We start from the raw sequence: 17,243 nt of genomic DNA on the forward strand, positions 1-17,243 counted from the left end.
TTACTCTCCTCCTTTACCTTACGAATCGTTGTCTAGGAATATACTTAGTCGTCACCCATAACAAACCTTCAATGATCAGAATGGTTGCTCCTACGACAAGCAGCCCTTTTCCAGCCGTGATAGAGTCTGTATTCAAGAGAAAATTCTTTTCTCCACTGACAACTTTGCCAAAATCCATATATGTCTGCGGAAAAAAGCTTAAATCGATTCCAAAAATATCTCTCATCCGCCTGCTGTAATAAATCTTTTCAAAAACAACAGCGAATATTCCTAGAATCAAAACAACAACTTCATTTTTGAACACTAAACTGAACAATACGGTCAAACGAATCATTAAGAAAATAAATAAGACTATAAAAGGAACGACTTGAATCAAAAAATTTCCGATCGACATTAAGCCAAAAACAGCATTATTGGTTGCGTAATCTGACGAATAGGTATACTCCGGCACCTTTAACGCCAAACTTCCAAACCCAAATAAAAGACCATTAACGAGTAAAAACCAGCAAAAAATCACGAGAAAAAACACACATACAAAACAAAAAGATGCGGCAGATTTTACCGCCAAATATTTTCTCCAACTATAAGGGATACCTGCTTTTTGTGTTCGAGCATCTCTGTCGCCAGTCACTACATCACTCACCATAAAAACCGTCAAAATAAGAATAGCTAACGGCCCAATGCGAAGTAAGAATAAATGGATCTGCTGCCAAGCCGTTTTTTCTTGAATGAGATGAAAGGTGATATTCGGAACCTCTTCTATGTAACTATTTAACCTCAATTGTTTATTGCTGCGATCGTAGTGCAAGTCTTTAAGAGGTTCTTCAGAATTCTTTAAGTAATGATTTTCTATTTCTTTAGCAAGTTCTTCCGGTATGTAATTCAACTCGATAAATCTTCGTGCATCACCTGTATTGACCGCTCCTATAAAGGCCCTTTGCTGCTCAAAATTACTTTTCGCCATCTCATAAGTAGACATTCCAGTAAAGATGTTGGCTTCTGTTGTTCCTTTCTCAAATTGGCTTTCCATCAACCCTTTATTTCCCAGCAAATCAATACCTAACCGCTCCATATCTACAGTATCCATTGATTCACTATTTGGAAGAACTACCCCTGAATAAATCACTACCCCAAGCAAAGCCACGATCAAAACCAACCGATTTTTGCTGTTGCGCATCATTTTTTTTATGGTTTCTAGAAAAATAGTTTTTGCAATCACCTTACGTCACCTCTCTTTGCGTAATCCTTGTTATTGAATCTTTTACCAAGATTATAACACAATGAAAAACAGATGAAATGATTATCATAAATAATTTAGTGTTTCAGTTTTAGAAAATAATAAAAAGCCGTTTCCATTATTGGAAACGACTTTACAATTCAGTGTTTAATCAGTCAGTTGCATCGCTCTGCGCAACGTTTGGTTATTGGCTACAAAATAAATCACGGCTATACGGATTGGTGCTAAAACCAGATTTTGAACCAATCGAGCTGGGAAAAATGCCACAACAGCTTGTTCAGTCAATATATAGACCCACAATGTGTTCAATCCTAGGTTCACTACAACAGTAATGACAACAACAGCTAAACTGACACGCAATAAAGATTTAGGCTTTTTGTATAAAAATACCCCATAAATCAGTCCGCCTAGAAAAGCTGATAATGTGAAGCCTGGGAAAAACGGTCCTCCACTGCCAAACAAAAATGTCCCTGCTAAATCTGCCAGTGCTCCAGCTACCCCTGCAGCTAAGGGTCCGAATAACATCCCAATCATAGCGGAAGGTAAAAAGCCGAAACTGATCCGTACAATAGGTGTTTGAATGGCGATAAATCGAGTTAAGACTATGTCTAACGCCATTAATAAAGCAATTCTCGAGATGGTCCTAGCATCCCATTTTATATCTTTCATCTTGAAGATCTCCTTTATAGAGCTCCCCACACATTAATTATGCAGCGAATGCAAAAATAAAACCGCAAACCAACTTAGTCGGTTTTTCGTCTGAAGGCAACATCCCATCCATTCAGCACTTGACGCTTTATTTTCTACTCTGATTTTTAAAGAATTATTTCAAATTCTCCACAGACCACTATACTATGTTTCACACCTTTCTACAATGTACTTTTCATTTCTAGAATAAAGCAAAGTTCATTTAGGAAATGAATTTGATTTTAAACTAGAGAAGAATTTTCATCTTCTTTTTCAGCATTCAAAAAAATAAAAATGAGTTTTTTCAAATTTTTCTATTGACATCCTCATAAATTACCGTTATATTAAGACACAAGTTAAACAACAAGAAACGCAACGAAAAGAAGAGTACGTTTTGGCAAAACTTTTAGAGAGCTCATGGTTGGTGAAAATGAGCAGCGGAGCCTGGCAGAAGATGGTCTTTGAGTGGAATAAGCGACTACCCTAAAAAGGATATAGCTTATTACGGGAGCACCCGTTACAGTGCCGCAGTATAAAAAGACGCGTTGGTCTTGAGTACTGTATGAGGTGAATTCAGTGATGAATTTACAAATTAAGGTGGTAACACGAAGCGAAATTAAGCTGTCGTCCTTAACAAAAGTCTTTTACAGGCTTTTGTTAAGGACGACTTTTTTTTTACAATTTTATACAGAAAAAATGCGATGACGAGAAAAGTACTTCTTTGTAAAGCAACAACAGAGAGCCTGGATGCTGAGAACAGGTTTGCTGGAGAAGAAGGAAAATGGCCTCCGAGCGGGATACCGAATGTGAAATCATAAGGCTATCATGGATGCACCCATTACAGTGCCAGAGTCTCTAAACAAAACTGTTTAGGTACTTGATGAGAAGATTTCTGTGAAGGAATCTTGAAAAAAGGTGGTAACACGAACAGAAGCGTTCGTCCTTTTCTATAAACAAATTATAGAAAGGACGAGCGCTTTTTTTAGAGAGCGGAACAGGGCGCTTAGACAGAGAGCGAAGCATGGCGTTTAGCTTTTCGGATATTAAGAAGATTTCGACCAGTTAGGTGCTTTTCCTAACAGGTCAAAATCAGCTTATAGACGCGAAAGCTGCCATGCGCAGCTCGTTTCAGAAAGATCCTAAAGAAACTCGTTTAAACCAAAAGGAGGAAAATAAAATGATCACATTAAAAGATGTCGGAGTTGCTTTCAAAGGAACGCAGGGAACCATAAACGCTGTAGAAAAAGTCAACCTCTCCATTGATAAAGGGGATGTTTACGGAATCGTTGGTTACAGCGGCGCAGGAAAAAGTACTTTGGTTCGAACGATCAATTTGCTGCAAAGACCTACTAAAGGTTCTGTGTGGGTAAACGGTCAAAACATGTTGGCTTTAAGCCCTAAAGAGCTGCGGAATGCGCGAAAAAAAGTGGGAATGATCTTCCAACACTTTAATCTGATGGATTCGCGCACCGTAGCTGGAAATATCGCTTACCCATTGAGAAAATCTGGTTTAAGCAAAACAGCTATCAAAGAAAAAGTGGTTGAGCTGCTGGAGTTGGTGGGTCTTTCAGATAAATACGACGCCTTCCCTTCTCAACTCTCTGGAGGTCAGAAACAACGTGTAGCGATCGCTCGAGCATTAGCCAATGATCCCGACGTTCTCTTATGTGATGAAGCTACCAGTGCTCTAGATCCTAAAACGACTCTTTCGATTTTAGAATTGCTGAAAGAACTGAATAAACGATTAGCTTTGACCATTGTTATCATTACTCATGAAATGCAAGTCGTAAAAGAAATCTGCAACAAAGTAGCGGTCATGGAAAATGGGCATGTTGTTGAGAATGGCGATGTCGTTTCTATTTTCACTCAACCTAAAGAACTCATTACAAAAGAATTCATCAATACAGCTACTCACATTGACCAAGCTTTAGATAAAATTTTGAGCCACCCTACTTTACTGAATTTGCAGGAAAACGATACTTTAGCAAATATCTCATATGTTGGGACTAATACAAGCGAACCTTTGATTTCTCACTTATCCAGTCGCTTTCATATTGCTACCAATATTCTTTATGGAAACGTAGAAATTTTACAAGGAACTCCTGTCGGCAATTTATTGGTCGTTTTATCTGGAGACCCTGTCCAAAAACAAAAAGCTTTTGCTTACTTAGAAAGCAAAAATGTTTCAATAGATACGTTAAAAAATCAATCCGAAAAAATCGTTCAATTTAAACAAAAAATCAGTTAAGGAGGACTTATCTTATGACACAATTTTTAACGCGTTATTTCCCAAATGTGATTAAAATCCAAGAGGAAGTGATCGAAAGTACTTTTCAAACGATTTATATGGTCCTTGTAACCGCAGCTGTCGCAGGTATCCTTGGGATTCTTTTAGGAGTTGTTTTAGTAGTTACCAGTCCTAATGGAATACTTGAAAATAAACGGATCTATAATTTCTTGGATCAATTCGTCAATATTTTCCGCTCTTTGCCTTTCATTATTATGATGGCCCTTATTGTTCCCTTTACTCGCCTGCTGGTCGGAACGTCTATCGGTACTTCCGCCGCTATTGTTCCTTTAGTAGTCGGGACTACTCCCTTCTTCGCTCGACAAATTCAAAATGCTTTATTAGAAGTCGACGAAGGAATCATTGAAGCAGCACAAGCAATGGGGTCTACTCCACTAGAAATCATTTTTAGGGTTTATTTGAAAGAAGGATTGATTCCGATTATTCGTGTCTCTTCCTTAACAATCATCAACTTGATCGGCCTAACAGCTATGGCAGGAGCTATTGGCGGAGGCGGTCTAGGGAACTTAGCTATTGCCAGAGGCTACAATCGTTTCCAAACAGATGTCACTCTTGTAGCTACTGTTTTGATTCTCTTGCTTGTTTTTATCAGTCAAGGAATCGGAAATTATTTGATTCGAAAAATCAGTCACTAATACTTACCATCAAACAACTAAAAAGGAGTTTTTAACATGACAAACAACAAAAAATTATTCGCTAGTATTATATTAGGTTTTGGAGCTTTCATTCTAGGCGCTTGCGGCAACGCAGCTTCTGGAGACGAGAATACGACAGTCACTTTAGGCGTTGTCGGTGAGGATCAAGACGTTTGGGATTTCGTTTCAGACAAATTAGCTGATGATGGGATTACCTTGGAACTAGTCAAATTTACAGACTATGCTCAACCAAATAATGCACTAGCAGAAGGCGAGATAGATCTAAACTCTTTCCAACATCAAATATTCTTGGATTCTTATAACGCAGACAGCGGCACCGACCTAACTGCCATTGGAAATACGGTTATCGCTCCGCTTGGGGTCTACTCTCAAAACATTTCTTCTATCGAAGAGATCAAAGATGGCGACAGTATCGCTATCCCTAACGATGTTACAAATGGTGGGCGCGCATTATTACTGCTGCAAACTGCAGGATTGATCACAGTTGATCCTGAAGCAGGATCAACACCTACTGTAAACGACATTACAGAAAATCCTTTGAACCTAGACATCCAAGAATTAGATGCTGCTCAAACAGCACGTGCACTTCCTGATGTAGCGGCTTCTATCATCAACAGCGGTATGGCCGTTGACGCTGGATTCGTCCCAACAGAAGACTCTATTTTCTTAGAACCAGTCGACGAAAACTCTGAACCCTACATCAACATCATCGTTGCAAAATCTGAAGACACAGAAAACGAAGTCTACCAAAAAATAGTCGAAGCCTACCAATCAGAAGATACCAAAGAAATCATAGAAGAAACCTCAAAAGGATCATCCGTCCCAGCATGGTAGAGCGTGGAGAAAGCCGTTTAAACTTTTGTAGAGTTCACTTTTGACTTTTAGGTGGTGCTCTTTACCACCAAAAAGTCAAAATGAAATCATAGAAAGTTTGGCTTTCGCAACGCGTTTTAGAGTAGAGAGTGCAGAAAAGCGTTTAGCCTATCGGGTATAAGAAAATCCCAATGGACAGGTGCTTTTTACCTGGCAGTTGGGATTGGCTTATAAACGCGAAAGCTGCTCTGTGCAGCTCGTTTTAAATCACATAACTACAACCTAACCCCAATATCAAGGAGGAATTTATTATGACAACGTTAACCAAATCAACTATCAAGGAAGAAATCCAACAAGGGGCAGATGAGGTCATCGCTTTGAGAAGGTATTTCCATCAACATCCTGAACCTAGTTTAAAAGAATATGAAACGATCAAACGAATCAAGCAAGAACTGACTAAATTAGACATCCCTTTTGAATCAGTTGGCGAGACAGGTGCTATAGGTACTATTACAGGCGGAAAAGGACCAGGAAAAACGATTCTGTTACGAGCTGACATCGATGCTCTTGAGTTGCCTGATGCAAAAGACAAACCTTATAAATCGTTGAAGCCTGGTTTACACCATGCTTGCGGACATGATGGTCATACTGCAGCTTTATTAGGAGCAGCAAAAATTTTGAAAAATCACGCTGCTGATTTCAACGGCACCGTCAAATTAGCTTTTCAGCAAGCGGAAGAAATCGGTGCAGGCGCTCGTCAATTTGTACAAGGTGGTTTTGTGGACAATGTTGATCAAGTATTCGGCATCCACCTCTCCTCTGCTGTACCCACTGGAAAAATTGAAATCACTTCCGGTGCTTCTAATGCTTCATGCGACATTTTTAAAATTAATGTGCATGGAGAAAGCAGTCATGTGGGAAAACCGCATTTAGGAAAAGATGCCTTGTTATCAGCAGCAGCTATAACTGTGGAATTACAAAGTATCGTAGCTCGTGAAGTCGATCCACTAGATCAAGCCGTTGTAGCTGTTGGTGTTTTAAACGCCGGTACTCGTTACAATATCGTAGCAAATGAAGCTAGTCTAGAAGGCACCGTGAGAACTTTCAGCCATGAGACTCGGCGATTTGTTTTAGAAGCGGTGGAACGAGTCGCTCGTGATGTCGCAAAAGCACACCGTACAACGGTCGACTTTGAGAATTACGATGCTGCTGCTCCTTTAATCAATGATCCGATCGCAGCAAAACGGGCGCGGAAAGTGGCAGCTCAAATCGTTGGTGAAGAACAGATTATTACAGATGCACCAAAAAGCATGGGTGCTGATGATTTTGCTGACTTTTTAGCGGTTGCTCAAGGAGTCTACGCGTTTGTTGGGACACGTAATCTGGAAGATCCAGATACTTGGTACGGTCATCATCATGAAAATTTTGATATTGACGAAAAAGGATTGGCTATCGCTACTGAATTACATGTCAACTATGCCCTCGACTTCCTAAACGAAATTTAAATAAAAATTTCCATTCAAAAAAAACTTAGATATTTTTTCTAAGTTTTTTTTATTTTTTCAAAAACTCGTTTACTCGAGCTTTCATATACTTTTCAAATAACAAGCACAATCGTTCCTCAAAATCAAGGCTGAAAAACTTTTTTTGTATGAGGTATAATAGATGAGGTTTCACAACATATAGATTATAATCAACAATAAGGATACTACATATAGTGTTCTAACGCTTTGGTTATGGACTTATATTCTACAGATTGGAGTGCTGGTTATGGCGATGAATGTATCATCGAAAATTACTTTAAATAAAGAACAATTGAATGAGGATATAAAGGGGTTTTCTCAAGTTCACCCTATTACGGAGGATATGAGACTGACTTTTGAAGGGGTCTCTCGTTTAGTTATGCTGGATCGTTATTCATTTAAAGATACTTCCAAAATAACTCTTTCTGCTGGCGACTTGGTTGTTTTAACAATCAAAGACGATCCGCAGTACCCTGCTCGAGGCGTTGGGTACATCAAAGAGTTGAATCATCAAAAAAATCAAGCGACAGTTATCGTAGAAGAAGATTACAGAAGCATTCTAGAGCACGATCATGAAAGAGAGTCTGGAGAAATCGTGCGCAGCATCGATGCAATCGAAAAGCCTTTAGAAGTCTTCTATGAACAAATTGCTAAACGAAACGCAACAGGATTAGCTTCTGTTGAAACTGATCCTGAGAAAAAGGCAGCAGCATTTGATACGTTTTATGCTGAATTGAAATCATTGAATTTTGTTCCTGCAGGACGTGTATTGTATGGTGCAGGATCTAAAACCGATGTGACTTATTTTAACTGTTATGTCATGCCATTTATCCAAGATTCACGCGAAGGGATTTCAGAACACCGTAAACAAGTCATGGAAATCATGAGTCGTGGCGGCGGTGTCGGAACGAACGGTTCAACTTTGCGTCCTAGAAACGCCTTAGCACGCGGAGTAAACGGAAAATCTTCTGGTTCTGTATCTTGGTTGGATGATATTGCTAAACTAACCCATTTGGTCGAACAAGGCGGCAGCCGTCGAGGTGCTCAAATGATCATGTTGACTGACTGGCACCCTGACATTATCGAATTCATCATCTCAAAGATGCAAAATCCGCGTATTCTTCGATTCTTGATCGAACAAACAGAAGACGAACAAATCAGAGAACTAGCTCAAGAAAAACTGAAGTTCACACCTTTTACAGAAAAAGAAAAAGCTTTATACCGAGGTATTTTAAATTACAAACACATTCCTGGAACTGGCGGATTTGATGCAGCTACAATAAAAGAAGCTGAAGATAAACTAGCGGCTGGAGGAACGTATTCTGTTCATAAACCAGACTTTTTAACAGGTGCTAACATCTCTATTTGTTTAACAGACGACTTTATGGAAGCTGTAGAAAATGATGGAGAGTACCAATTGAAATTCCCGGATGTTGAAAATTACAGTCCTGAAGAAATGGATTACTACAATACTCATTGGGCAGATTGTGGAGATGTGCGCGAATGGGAAGCTCAAGGACATGGTGTCCGTATCTACCGCAGTGTGAAAGCTCGAGAGTTATGGAAACTAATCAACATTTGCGCTACGTACTCTGCTGAACCTGGAGTTTTCTTCATTGATAATGCCAACAAAAAAACCAATGCTGCAGCTTACGGCCAAAAAGTCGTGGCTACTAATCCATGCGGCGAACAACCGCTAGCACCTTATTCAGTTTGTAATCTGGCTGCTGTCAACTTGGCTTTGATGGTAGATAAAGAATCGAAAACAGTCGATTTTAACAAATTAACTCAAACTGTTAAGACGGGTGTAAGAATGCAAGACAATGTTATCGATGCTACTCCTTACTTCTTGCCCGAAAATGAGAAACAAGCCCTTGGCGAACGTCGAGTCGGTTTAGGTGTTATGGGACTAGCCGACTTATTGATTTACGCAGGAGAAGTTTACGGTTCTGAATCTGGGAACCAATTGGTTGACCAAGTCTTCCAAACTATTGCGGTTTCTGCCTACGAAGCTTCTATTGAATTAGCTAAAGAACGCGGAAGCTTCCCATTCTTAATCGGTACTTCTCAGGAAGAAACTCAACAATTGAGAGAAAACTTTATCAACAGTGGCTACATGAAAGACATGCCTGAACACATTCGTGAAGGTGTATTGAAATACGGTATCCGCAACTCACACTTACTGACTGTAGCACCGACAGGTTCAACAGGAACCATGGTAGGAGTCGCAACAGGGTTAGAGCCTTACTTCTCTTTCTCTTACTTTAGAAGCGGCCGTTTAGGCAAATTTATTGAAGTCAAAGCAGATATCGTTCAAGAATACTTGGACAACCATCCTGAAGCAGACACTCAAAACTTGCCGGACTATTTCGTTTCAGCTATGGAACTTTCTCCTGAAGCGCATGTGGATGTACAAACAACGATCCAACGCTGGGTAGACAGTTCGATTTCTAAAACAGTTAACGCTCCTCAAGGGTACAGCGTAGAACAAGTGCAAAAAGTTTACGAGCGATTGTACAATGGCGGCGCAAAAGGCGGAACAGTCTATGTTGACGGAAGTCGTGACACCCAAGTCTTGACTTTGAAAGCTGAAGACAATAACTGGAATGACGAATCTTCATCAATCGTTGAACAACCGGTTGAATCCTCTCCACAAACTTCAACGTCAGATATAGAAGTTTCTTACGGAAATGAAGTCGGCGACACATGTCCGATCTGTCGTCAAGGAACCGTTGAAGATTTAGGCGGCTGCAATACATGTACCAACTGCAATGCACAATTGAAATGCGGCTTATAATAGAAAACAACACCCGCTATTGATAGCGGGTGTTGTTTTTTTGTTAATGTTAATTGTCGTCAAGAGGATCAGCTGCAGGATCTATTTCTCTTTTTTTAGCGATCGGTCTCCAATCTAAAAAACCGGCATCTAAACCGAGCAGCAACATCTCAGCTGTTCCAAGATTAGTGGCTAGCGGGATCTCATACACATCACTAAGGCGCAGTAAAGCAGATATGTCTGGTTCATGAGGTTGTGATGTCAAAGGATCACGCAAAAAGATGATCATATCTATTTTATTGTCTGATACGTAAGCTCCTATTTGCTGGTCTCCCCCTAGTGGGCCGGATTTGAATCGGTGAACAGAAAGTCCTGTAGCTTCAACAATTCTTCCACCTGTTGTCCCAGTAGCGTAAAGGGTGTGATCTTTTAAAATTTCTTTATACGCTATGCTCATTTTTACCATTTCATCTTTCTTTTTATCATGAGCGATTAAAGCAATATTCAGTTTCATCAAATCATCCACTCCATTCAGCATTCTTTTCTCTTTCATCATATCACTTAATCTTTGAAAACCAAATGAAGTTTGTTCCGTGGCACCTTTTTTCTATAAGTTCAATTTCTTGAAGATTGTTTCTACTTTCGTTACACTAAAAATAGATCAAAAATACAAAAGTGAAGGGGATTTTTATGGGTAAAAAAATTGCAACAGTCATTACCAAACTATTCGAGGACTCAGAATTTACTTCGCCAAATGAAGCTTTGACCGAAGCTGGACATGAAGTCATTACAATCGGATTTGAAGCTGGCGAAACAGTTGAAGGTAAAAAAGGCGAAGCGTCTGTCACTATCGATAAAGGGATTGATGATGTAAAACCTGAAGAATTTGACGCTTTACTGATTCCAGGCGGTTTCTCTCCGGATCAACTTCGTAAAGATGATCGTTTCCTTGCTTTCGTAAAAGCTTTCTCAAATGACGAAAAGCCTATCTTCTCGATTTGCCATGGTCCACAACTGTTAATCAATGCAGAAGTTGTAAAAGGGAAAAAAATCACAGCCGTTAAACAAGTCGCTGTTGATTTAAAAAATGCTGGCGCAGACTTTGTAGATGCTGAAGTAGTAACGGATGAAAGCGGACTAATTTCAAGCCGTACTCCTGAAGATTTACCTGCTTTCAACAAAGCGATTGTAGAAGCATTAAATTAATCGCTTACTAAATAAGTAATTTTTCATAAAAGTACCGTAAAAACTTCACCATGCTTTCATGAACTAAATCCGTGAAGTTGGTATACTATTTTTAGTCGTTTAAGTAAACCTAAAATTTCATTCTCTTTTCTCCCCCTAATGAAAAGAGACTTATCCCTTAAAGCAGAAACCCTATCCCGGTTTCTGCTTTTTTATTTGGACAGTAAAAAAGAGTCGAACTGTTTCGACTCTTTTTTAAATCTAGATTTTCTTGCTGCTTATTTCTTTTTAACTGAATTCATTTCACCATCATATAACCGAAGCGCATAAGATATCAGTGCTGCACCTATAAAGGCTATCATACTGCCTAAAACCAGACCAAAAAACCGATAACTGACCAAGTCGTTGACAAATGCTCCGCTTGATAAATTTGCCAACAACAGAGATAAGGGATTGGTAAAAAAGTTGGCTATGGCGTAATTGCGGACCATCGCATATTCCACGAATACATTGAGAATCACAATAATGGTGATTGTCGAAATGACATTCAAATCAAAAGAAAATAATACGATCCCCACTAATAAACCAACCATTCCTCCAACGATTCTCTGTACGTTACGTTGAAAGATAGCAATCAGCTCGCTTCCCTGCAAAACCGCAGCACAAGAGATTGTTACCCAATAAGGGTTCCCTAATCCTAGAGCCATTCCGATGTAGGTAGCGAAAAAAATAATGCAGGCATGATGAATTGAAGATAACAATAACCGCGAATCATGTGTGAGTGCATGTCTCCATCTTTCGTTAAAAGAACTATTTTCTATAGAGACCTCCACACCGCTTAATTTGCGATGCGCGATCCTGACGATGACCGCAACTCCAATGGATGCCGCGACTCCTAAAGCGACGTAGGCAGTAGCAGCTGCAATTCCGCTAAAGTCTAAGGAAGTTCCTGTTGCCATCGAACTGACCATAATAATGAAGAATGCTCCCGGTCTTGGCGCATGTAGAACTCTAAATACAATAAAACCGGCTAAACTGATTAAACTCATTGTGATGGGAATTACCCAAGGGACAAAGGTAGATAGGGCTCCTAAAAAGAAACCCGTTGTCATACACAATCCTACTCTAAATATGCGCTTGATCAACTGTTTGTTGGGGATAGGCAGATAATATAAAAAGGCAAAGGCACCTAATGCACCAAAGGTTCCAATCTGCATATTCCCTGATACATATCCTAGTAAAAGCATGATACCAGTTGTCACACCAGCTCCCAAGACACGCAATATAGAGTCTTCTGTTTCTTTTATCTTCAGCAAGTCTTTAAATGCTAGGCTTATTTTATTCATTTCATCCCCCATTTCTACTAACTTTATGCAGTGATGAGTATCTGCAACTCTTCTATTATATACTTTTTTTACTTACTTTTGGTGTTTTATGAGACTTTTTGGACTAAGCCTAAAAAGAAAGACAATAGAAAAAATACATTTTGAACACATTTTCTTCACAAATATTCAGTAGTATAAATACATACCAATAACAACCAACTTTTTTATATTTTCATTTTTACCTTATACTCCTCCAAAGTATCAGGTACTACTCCTTTAAACCACTTGCTCAAGCAGCAAGTGGTTTTTTTGTTTTCTCCAGAGATTTCTGAAAAAAACATCATTGTATTTAAAAAAGAGATTCTTCTACTTATTTGAAAGAATAATAGCCATAATACGCCTCAAAGCCTTCCTATTTCATTTGTATGCTTGCAGTGGCGACTTGTTTTGAATTATCTTTAGTTATATAAATAAATGGATTCAAGGAGGAAAAAGCATGTTTTTGAGCGAGGATTTATTAGAGGAGATTCACAATCGTGCACCAAAATACGATCAAGAAAATAGTTTTCCCTATGAAGATTACGAAGCCTTAAAGGCAGCGGGATATTACAAAGCCTTTGTGCCTAAAGAATATGGCGGCCATGGATTGACGCTGAAAGAAATCGCACAGGAGCAAACTCGTCTTGCAAAAGCAGCTCCTGCGACAGCTTTAGGTATTAATATGCATCAAATCATTGTGGGCGTTGGAAAATATATGATCAGCCATGGTAATAAGCGAGGCGAACAACTTTTAAAAGATGCAGTTGATGGGCACTTGCTCTCTTTTGCTATTTCAGAGCCTGCTAATGATCGTGTTCTTTTTGGATCTATTTGCCAAGCGAAGCCTGAAGATGATGGCGGTTACCGTTTTTATGGACCAAAAGTGTTTATTTCGATGTCTGGAGAAGCTACTCGTATGGTGACTTATGGAATGGATGATAACAACGGCGATCCGCAATCTGTGTTTGCTTATATCGAGAACAATCCTGAAACGGTCCAAGTTAAACCAGAATGGGATACACTTGGTATGCGAGGTACCCAATCCTACAACTTAATGTTGGAGGGCGCTTATGCGGCTGAAAAAAATATTTTGACAAAAGTAGCTCCAGGACCAAGTTTTGATCCCGTCGTATTTGGTATTTTTGCCCACTTTGAAATCTTACTAGCTGCAACATATCACGGAATTGGAAAACGCGCTTTAGAATTAGGAATTGAACGTGTGAAAAAGCGCAAATCAATTGCTCAAGGGACGACTTACGACCAAGACAAAAATATCCGTTGGCGTATCGCGGAAGCTGCTTTATTATTAGACTCTATTCCGCCTCAAATCAATACCCTTGCCGATGATGTGGAAAACGATGTGGACCATGGAAAATATTGGATGCCGCGGCTGTCCGCGATTAAAAACTATTCTGTGGAAGCTTCGTTTAAAACAGTGGAAGAAATGGTACGCGCTTCTGGAGGCGGTTCTTACTCCAACAGTAGCGAATTGTCTCGTTTACTGCGGGATGTCTATGCTGGGTTGTTCCAACCTTCTGACCAAGAATCGCTCCATGATTCATGGGCAAACCTTTTGCTAGGGCCCATTGAAAGATAAATTTAATGGATTGGGACTGCAAAAACTGATTTCGCTAAAAGAAAAAAGTTCTATCACAGATTCTTCATATTTGAAAGCTATACTCTATTTATACCAAATAAACAAGCAACCCCTTGTTTACTCTTTACTCCTCCAAAGTAGAGACAGCCCTTTTCTGTGATTCAACGTATGCTAAAGCAGTTGAACACAAACACTCCCATTTGCTTCGTTAGGCAAATGGGAGTGCTTTTTTGTGTCATCGATTTTTTTGTGTTTTTTATTGCTGCTAAGGGATAGGAGTCACAACTGTTTTTAAAGGCCCACTCTATTCTGAATCTTTCTCTTTCGGCTCTTTTTTGTCGCTTCTTTTAGCCATTATTTTTTTCTTTTCTTGATAGCGACTCGGTTGTCGGTTTTTAGATGCTCTTTCAGCCTCTCTTTTCTTCCACCAATTCGTACGGCGCACTCCCAATACTAACAAAACAATAACCGCCAGTATAATCAAATAAGGCAATGCATAAATCAACCAGATAGCTGTATCTTGAAGCCAGTAATAGAATGTGTACGCTGAATCCACAATGGCTTCTTTTGCCCGCTCCCAAAATGGCATAGTTGAACCTGGTTGGCTGGAGATTCTAGATCGTTCCAAAAGCGTTAGATACAAAGTAGAATACTCCACAAGTTCATCGATGTTATCATTTTGAGACTGCAATATTTCTCTCTCTGCAACGGTTTCGGATAAATTATTTTCAATCGCTAAAATGTCTTCTATCACTGTAGCTTGATCTAATAATTCCAGCAACCGGTCTTCTTTGCGTTGCAATACTTCAATTCTCATCTGCGTATCCTGATACTGTTTAGTCGCATCTTCGTTTCCAATTTGTTCACTGACCTTAGTTCCGAGGTTTCCTTCTAAATCAGCTAAAAGATCATCCACTGCTTCAACTGGGATACGAATAGAGAACGTTCCTTGACGAAGTTTGGCTTCTGTCCTATTGCTGTTGCCATTGTAGCTATTTGTCGTTTCATTTGATGTCTCGATATAAGCCTGATGTTTTTCTATAATTTCTTTTAACTGAGTGACAGAGTTTTGATACTCGATAGTCTCGTAAGTCATGTCTATCGTGGTGATAACTTTTTCTCCGATCAATAAATTAGCGCTATTCTCTTCTTGGGATGTGGTATCTTGCGCTTCATTCATCTGGGTAATGCCTTTATCCTCCGCAGCATTTTCTGAATCACTTACTCCATTTGAAGAACAGCCAACCAATAAGCATAATAGGGCTAAAGTCCATAATCCGGCTTTCTTCTTCATCCAACCCCTCCTCAATGCTTCTTTAATAGCTTTAGTATACCTTTTCTAAAAGCTGAACTAAAATATAATCCTTTTGAAAAACGTAGGAAGGGAGCGGGTCAAAATGCGTTCGGTTTTATAGTAGACGTTTGAACTATTGTCCCAAAACTTCTATAAATTCCACGATTATTTTTTTAACTGACGAATCTGTTGGAGCAATGTAGAATATTCTTCTTCCAATTGATCTTTAGGCTCTTTTTCCGGCAATAGAGATAACTTTGAAATCACTGCATTCAGTCGATTTTCCAATACAAGCAATTCTTCTTCACTAGCAACATTCTTTTTTTCCGGCTTTTCTTGTTGGCTAAAGGTCTCATCATCTGTATCAACTTCTTTTGCAAGAACTTTTCGGTCTTTAATTTGCCAAATGTGAGTCGCAACATTGTTGACGAATTGCTCATCATGAGAAACAAATAAAATAGTTCCTTCATATCCCTTTAAGGCTTCTTCAATAGCTTCCATAGAAGCAATGTCTAAATAATTCGTTGGCTCATCCAATATCAATACATTCGCATCACTCGCCAATAAAAGTGCTAAAGAAACTTTGTTTTTCTCTCCGCCGCTTAAAACTGAAATGGGCTTAAATACTGCATTGCCTTTAAATAATAGTCTTGCCAACAACATACGGACAAATGATTCTTCTTTCGTACTTTTTTTCATCACGTTTTCTAAAATCGTTTCAGATTCATCTAATAGATCCAATGACTGGCTGAAATAGCCGAAATGAATATTTTTTGCCAAATGAATCCCTTTTTCTGCTTGGAGCATCATTTTGATTAAAGATGTTTTCCCAGATCCATTTGGTCCAATTAAAGCAGTTCTTGAATGGTTCAATAACTGAAATTCTGCGTTATCAAACAACACTCGTGAACCAAATTTTTTCTGGATTTTTGTACCCGAAATCAAAATAGAATTGTGAATCTCTCTTCCTTTGTCCAATTGGATTTTAACTGGCGAAAGATCAACGGGTTTTTCTTTCACTTCCAAATGTTCCATTCGTTTCTCATAATTCCCCACGGCTTTGTCCAAGGTTTTACGGGAATCTTGTCCGCCCATTTTATGCAACCTCGCTTCAGAAGGACCCATCCGTTTAGGTGCTTTTCGTAAGTTTTCTGATTTTTGATGAGTACTTATCATGGCTTTCTTTAAGCGTTTCTTTTCTTTTGTATAGGCCTCGTATTCTTGCTGGGCAAAATCTTTTTCTTGTTCTTTTTGAGCTTGATAGGACTCATAATTTCCTGTGTAAAAATGTACCTTGCCTTCTTCTATCTCTACGATCCGGTTGCACACGCGATTCAAGAAAGCTCGATCATGGGAAACTACTAAGACAGCTCCCGAAAAATGCTTCAGTTGTTTTTCCAAATAGTGGCGGGCATCCGTATCTAGGTGACTAGTGGGTTCATCCGCAAATAAAATCCCTGACTGAATTGACAATGCTCGATTGATTTGTTGTTTCGTCTGTTCTCCACCGCTTAACGTATCCAATGGTTCATGATCCGGCAACTGCTCGATAAAGCCTGCCATGCCATTGAGTTGGACAAAACCAGTGTCGGGCTCTTCTTTTTGAGCCAAAATATTCAGCAACGTCGTTTTCCCGGACCCATTCCTTCCAACGATACCGATTCGATCGCCTTCATAGATGTGCCATTCTGGTATCGTAAATAGTGTCTTTTCTCCAATAGATTTTTCAATTTGTTTTACTTCTAAAAGCACAAAAAAACCTCCTTCAATTCTGAAGAAGATTGCCTGCACATAACTAAATAA

At 39.3% G+C, this 17,243-nt stretch carries 13 protein-coding genes, 1 riboswitch and 2 other annotated features; of the genes, 7 read left to right on the forward strand and 6 right to left on the reverse strand.

Going from position 1 to position 17,243, the window contains the following annotated elements; all coding sequences use genetic code 11:
* Positions 1-13: 13 nt before the first annotated feature.
* A complete protein-coding gene (locus BM137_RS10215) occupies positions 14-1,219 on the reverse strand; it encodes a hypothetical protein (RefSeq protein WP_092481070.1) in 1,206 nt (401 codons plus the stop codon).
* Between the two features lie 165 nt (positions 1,220-1,384).
* A complete protein-coding gene (locus BM137_RS10220; RefSeq protein ID WP_092481071.1) occupies positions 1,385-1,906 on the reverse strand; it encodes a folate family ECF transporter S component in 522 nt (173 codons plus the stop codon).
* 40 nt (positions 1,907-1,946) lie between these two features.
* Positions 1,947-2,050: riboswitch (THF riboswitch) on the reverse strand.
* A 240-nt stretch (positions 2,051-2,290) separates the two neighbouring features.
* Positions 2,291-2,559: a binding site (T-box leader), on the forward strand.
* 57 nt (positions 2,560-2,616) lie between these two features.
* Positions 2,617-2,872: a binding site (T-box leader), on the forward strand.
* A 229-nt stretch (positions 2,873-3,101) separates the two neighbouring features.
* Here BM137_RS10220 and BM137_RS10225 point away from each other — a divergent pair.
* The 5 genes from BM137_RS10225 to BM137_RS10245 all read left to right on the forward strand — a co-directional run bounded on the left by BM137_RS10225 (position 3,102) and on the right by BM137_RS10245 (position 10,021).
* Positions 3,102-4,172: a methionine ABC transporter ATP-binding protein gene (locus tag BM137_RS10225; protein WP_092481072.1), complete on the forward strand. Its 1,071-nt coding sequence runs from the start codon at positions 3,102-3,104 to the stop codon at positions 4,170-4,172.
* Between the two features lie 14 nt (positions 4,173-4,186).
* Positions 4,187-4,867, forward strand: a complete 681-nt coding sequence (locus BM137_RS10230; protein ID WP_092481073.1) for a methionine ABC transporter permease — start codon at positions 4,187-4,189, stop codon at positions 4,865-4,867.
* A 36-nt stretch (positions 4,868-4,903) separates the two neighbouring features.
* Positions 4,904-5,722: a MetQ/NlpA family ABC transporter substrate-binding protein gene (locus tag BM137_RS10235; protein ID WP_092481074.1), complete on the forward strand. Its 819-nt coding sequence runs from the start codon at positions 4,904-4,906 to the stop codon at positions 5,720-5,722.
* Positions 5,723-6,012: 290 nt separating this feature from the next.
* Complete coding sequence (locus BM137_RS10240; protein ID WP_092481075.1) at positions 6,013-7,206, forward strand: amidohydrolase; 1,194 nt, start codon at positions 6,013-6,015, stop codon at positions 7,204-7,206.
* Between the two features lie 271 nt (positions 7,207-7,477).
* Entirely contained in the window at positions 7,478-10,021 is a 2,544-nt protein-coding gene (locus tag BM137_RS10245) for a vitamin B12-dependent ribonucleotide reductase (protein WP_425248185.1), read from the forward strand.
* A 49-nt stretch (positions 10,022-10,070) separates the two neighbouring features.
* Here BM137_RS10245 and mgsA read toward each other — a convergent pair whose 3' ends face one another.
* A complete protein-coding gene (mgsA, locus tag BM137_RS10250) occupies positions 10,071-10,508 on the reverse strand; it encodes a methylglyoxal synthase (RefSeq protein WP_092481131.1) in 438 nt (145 codons plus the stop codon).
* A gap of 182 nt (positions 10,509-10,690) precedes the next feature.
* Here mgsA and BM137_RS10255 point away from each other — a divergent pair, with 182 nt between their 5' ends.
* Positions 10,691-11,206, forward strand: a complete 516-nt coding sequence (locus BM137_RS10255; protein WP_092481077.1) for a type 1 glutamine amidotransferase domain-containing protein — start codon at positions 10,691-10,693, stop codon at positions 11,204-11,206.
* A gap of 257 nt (positions 11,207-11,463) precedes the next feature.
* On the opposite strand, the gene BM137_RS10260 is transcribed toward BM137_RS10255, so the two are convergent.
* On the reverse strand, positions 11,464-12,531 hold the full coding sequence (locus BM137_RS10260; RefSeq protein WP_177192559.1) for an FUSC family protein: 1,068 nt from the start codon (positions 12,529-12,531) through the stop codon (positions 11,464-11,466).
* Between the two features lie 475 nt (positions 12,532-13,006).
* Between BM137_RS10260 and BM137_RS10265 the strand changes: the two genes are divergently transcribed.
* A complete protein-coding gene (locus tag BM137_RS10265) occupies positions 13,007-14,146 on the forward strand; it encodes an acyl-CoA dehydrogenase family protein (protein WP_092481079.1) in 1,140 nt (379 codons plus the stop codon).
* Between the two features lie 304 nt (positions 14,147-14,450).
* Here BM137_RS10265 and BM137_RS10270 read toward each other — a convergent pair whose 3' ends face one another.
* Together BM137_RS10270 and abc-f are read right to left on the reverse strand one after the other, a co-directional pair.
* Positions 14,451-15,440, reverse strand: coding sequence for a DUF4349 domain-containing protein (locus BM137_RS10270; RefSeq protein ID WP_092481080.1), 990 nt, complete (start codon positions 15,438-15,440; stop codon positions 14,451-14,453).
* Between the two features lie 165 nt (positions 15,441-15,605).
* Positions 15,606-17,192, reverse strand: coding sequence for a ribosomal protection-like ABC-F family protein (abc-f, locus tag BM137_RS10275; RefSeq protein ID WP_092481081.1), 1,587 nt, complete (start codon positions 17,190-17,192; stop codon positions 15,606-15,608).
* Positions 17,193-17,243: the final 51 nt, after the last annotated feature.

The sequence above is a fragment of the Desemzia incerta genome (assembly GCF_900115825.1).
GTDB lineage: Bacteria > Bacillota > Bacilli > Lactobacillales > Carnobacteriaceae > Desemzia > Desemzia incerta.